Below are 3299 nucleotides of genomic sequence, written 5' to 3'. Positions count from 1 at the left end.
GTAGCCAGTTATTTAATTCCAAATATCATTCGATTCTGTTAAAATGATAGGATATTTATCAGTTACAATAATGGTTTGTTCATGTTGGGTTATATATCCACCTTTGTTTCCGACTAAAGTCCAACCATCATTCAGTTCCACTGCAACAGTTGAATTTGTTGAAATAAAAGTTTCTATTGCAACTGTTGTATTTTTTTTGAATCGCTCTCTGTTACTTTTAACTCTGTAGTTTAAAATATTTTCGGGTTCTTCGTGTAAACTTCTACCAACTCCGTGACCAGCTAAATTTTTAATTACTTTAAATCCCGACTTTTTTGCTTCAGTTTCTATTAAATATCCAATTTCAGAAATTTTTACTCCGCCTTTAATATTACTTATTGCTTTACGTAAAATGTTTTTAGAAGCATCTACAAGAGGTTGATGATTATGAATGTCTTTTCCAAGTACAAAAGAACCTCCATTATCCGACCAAAAACCATTTAGTTCTGCAGAAACATCAATATTAATTAAGTCTCCTTCTTTCAGTGTTTTTTTCTCGGATGGTATTCCGTGTGCCGCTTCTTTATTTACACTTATACAAGAATAGCCAGGAAATCCATAAGTTTCATAAGGTGCAGATTTAGCTCCATAACTCTTTAAAATTTCCCCTCCATATTCATCAAGTTCTTTAGTTGACATTCCAACTTTAGCATATTCCCTCATTAATTTTAGTGTAGTTCCAACAACTTCACTAATTTTTTCATTCCGATTAATTCAGATTCTTTTGTTATTGACATTTCGTTTTTTTTAATTGGCTACAACGTATGTATAACAGTATTTATACGGTTATATCATATATTATTAATAGAGCTAATCTAACGGATTTTTGATTGTTTTAAAAGTATTTGTAGCTACATGTATAAATTTCTGTTGTTTTACTTGAATTGTGACCTAGTAGCACTTGAATTTGACGTAGATAAACTCCCTATTATAATATATGTTTAGTAAAACTATGTCGGAGTACATGTCGGGTTATTTTTTTTAAAATTGCTATTTACAGAAATATAGTTATATCCTATATTTCCTTACTATTTCAGTAGGCTATCTATTTCAGATGTACTTAATGTTGGCGGAAAATCATTATTTTCAATTTTCTTCTTTACTAGTTCTGCTACCTTAGTTGCATTCTCTTTAGTAGTAAAGGGTTGGTTACCAGCTAACGCAGGCACAAATGTTTGATGTACGGTTCTTTTTCCATCGATAAAAATATCATATCCCCACCCACCTTCTACTTCAAAGGTTTCTATAGTAACTTCTTTTTTATTTTCTACATTTGTCTTTTCTTCCTTTACCTCCTTAGCTGCTTCTTTAGATTTTGCTTCGCACCCTACCATTATCAATACTAAAACAAGTACATATACTGCAGACTTTACTATATTTTTCATTTCGATTTTTTTAAGATGTTCAAATGTAAAAATAGTATCTTACTAAGTACGCTTTCTTATTAATTATTTTTCAGACTTACTGAGAGTGCAGTAAATTTTAATACAAATTATCTAGATCATTCTATATATCAACTAAAAATGAAAATAAAAAAACAGAATATATAATATACCCTGTTTTTTTAATACTATTACTTTTTCTTCTTCTTTTTCTTTTTCTTTTTCTTTTTCTTTTTCTTTTTAGGTTTTACATATTCTCTGTTGAATAGCCCTGCTACTTGTTTAGGGGTAAGATACCTAACATATCCTTCTATTCCAATTCTGCTATGATACATTTTAACATGCGTTTGCCCCAATGTTTTTCCATAAACAAAAAGAATGTATTCATCATTTTCCTCATCAATCATATACTTAATCCCATCTCTTTTTTCAACTCCTTTAAAATCAGTTAAGTACCCATAAATTTTATCTAAATCACTATACGGAACTTTAAAAGATTTATATTCATTCAATTGCTCATATTTTCCATCCTTATAAATAAAAAGTGCCTTATCTCCTACTTTTCTCAATTGCACATACTCGGTTCCTAAAAGGGCGTAATTGCCTATCAATTCTCCTTCTATAAGCCTATTAGAAATGGATTGTGCCATACAAATAGTGGTAAAAAAAATACTAAACAGTAATAACTTTGTTTTTATAATGTAATTTAATTAAATTTTTAATCAAAGCTACAGACCTCTATTTTATTTTTTATACGGTTTTCCTTTTTCAAACAAATTTTAGTTTTATCAAAACACGCATCATTCATATCTCCATATTTTTTGGCTATTTTTAAGTCATAAATAACGTATCATGAAAATAACTCAGTACCTTTTTACATTCATAATCATTTGTTCGGTAACTCTTGTAAATGCTCAAACAATTTCAAAAAATAGTTTTTGGGGAGTAAAGGGCGGACTTAATGTATCACAATTTAAAGTAGACAATTATTCCCGAATGGAAGACAACGGAGACTACCCTATCGACTTTTCTCCTAAACCGGGTTTTTATGTTGGTGCATTTTTTAAATTCAAAATCAATGATATCTTTTTGGGAAGTACCGAAGTTATTTACTCTAACAGAAACATGGATCAGGAGGCTATTGTTACAATTACCCCTAACAACGGTGCTACTCCTTCTACTACACTACAAACATCCATTAATCAACAGTTACTTACCTTTCCGGTACTTATAAATTATGGTATTACAAACAGTATACATCTAGAGGTTGGTCCACAACTCGGATTTGTTCTGAGTAGTGACTCCTTTATCCCCAATAGCACAAGTACTGTAATGAATAACTCTTATGACACCTTTGAACTCTCAGGTGTATTTGGACTGTCCTATGATCTATTAGACAATTTATCATTAGAAGGCCGGTTCGGTTATGGCTTTTTACAAAGGGAAGAAGGCTTTAGCAATGTCTATCAACTAGGTATTGCTCACAAATTATAAAAGCACCGAATATATACTATATCGGTGCTTTCACTTATTTATTATTCACAGAAAATACGTCCATTAACTGTTTGGCAATGTTTCCATTACCAGACACCGTAATTTCACCTATTTTTTCTGCAATCTTCTCTACAAACTCCATTTCTTTCAGTTTGTAAAGCATGCCATTTTCCTCCATTAACTTGGCGGTGTTAAGCAAACTTCTAGTAGAAGCTGTTTCTTCTCTTCGGGTAATTACATTGGCCTGTGCTTGCTTTTGAGCAATAAGCACCTGATTCATAATATCTTTCATTTCTCCGGTAAGAATTACATCTCTAATACCACAACTTAAAATCTCAAGTCCTAACTTAACAACTACAGGTTTTGTAAGCTTCCCTCAAAACT

Annotated in this window: 3 protein-coding genes and 3 pseudogenes; 1 reads left to right on the top strand and 5 read right to left on the bottom strand. The window is 31.1% G+C overall.

Annotation, left to right across the window (positions count from 1 at the left end; all coding sequences use genetic code 11):
* Positions 1–12: 12 nt before the first annotated feature.
* From map to NBRC110019_RS16540, 4 genes and pseudogenes are all read right to left on the bottom strand, one after another.
* A pseudogene (map, locus tag NBRC110019_RS16555) lies at positions 13–776 on the bottom strand (type I methionyl aminopeptidase).
* 73 nt (positions 777–849) lie between these two features.
* Positions 850–1015, bottom strand: a pseudogene (locus tag NBRC110019_RS16550) (tyrosine-type recombinase/integrase); the annotation flags it as partial.
* A gap of 52 nt (positions 1016–1067) precedes the next feature.
* A complete protein-coding gene (locus NBRC110019_RS16545; RefSeq protein ID WP_281756580.1) occupies positions 1068–1424 on the bottom strand; it encodes a DUF4907 domain-containing protein in 357 nt (118 codons plus the stop codon).
* Positions 1425–1612: 188 nt separating this feature from the next.
* Entirely contained in the window at positions 1613–2071 is a 459-nt protein-coding gene (locus NBRC110019_RS16540) for a hypothetical protein (protein WP_281756579.1), read from the bottom strand.
* Between the two features lie 202 nt (positions 2072–2273).
* Here NBRC110019_RS16540 and NBRC110019_RS16535 point away from each other — a divergent pair, with 202 nt between their 5' ends.
* Positions 2274–2915 (top strand): porin family protein, encoded by a 642-nt coding sequence (locus tag NBRC110019_RS16535; protein WP_281756578.1) that lies wholly within the window; start codon positions 2274–2276, stop codon positions 2913–2915.
* A gap of 34 nt (positions 2916–2949) precedes the next feature.
* On the opposite strand, the pseudogene NBRC110019_RS16530 reads toward NBRC110019_RS16535, so the two are convergent.
* Positions 2950–3261, bottom strand: a pseudogene (locus tag NBRC110019_RS16530) (SPFH domain-containing protein); the annotation flags it as partial.
* Positions 3262–3299 lie beyond the last annotated feature (38 nt).

This window comes from Neptunitalea chrysea (assembly GCF_027924145.1).
GTDB classification, from domain to species: domain Bacteria; phylum Bacteroidota; class Bacteroidia; order Flavobacteriales; family Flavobacteriaceae; genus Neptunitalea; species Neptunitalea chrysea.
The sequence above is the reverse complement of the archived record's forward strand: the minus strand, read 5'-3'. Positions and strand labels throughout refer to the sequence as shown.

What these genes read in the sequence shown, in the direction of transcription:
- NBRC110019_RS16545 (WP_281756580.1), bottom strand. Translation starts at nt 1,424, where the DNA reads ATGAAAAATATAGTAAAGTCTGCAGTATATGTACTTGTTTTAGTATTG.
- NBRC110019_RS16540 (WP_281756579.1), bottom strand. Translation starts at nt 2,071, where the DNA reads ATGGCACAATCCATTTCTAATAGGCTTATAGAAGGAGAATTGATAGGC.
- NBRC110019_RS16535 (WP_281756578.1), top strand. Translation starts at nt 2,274, where the DNA reads ATGAAAATAACTCAGTACCTTTTTACATTCATAATCATTTGTTCGGTA.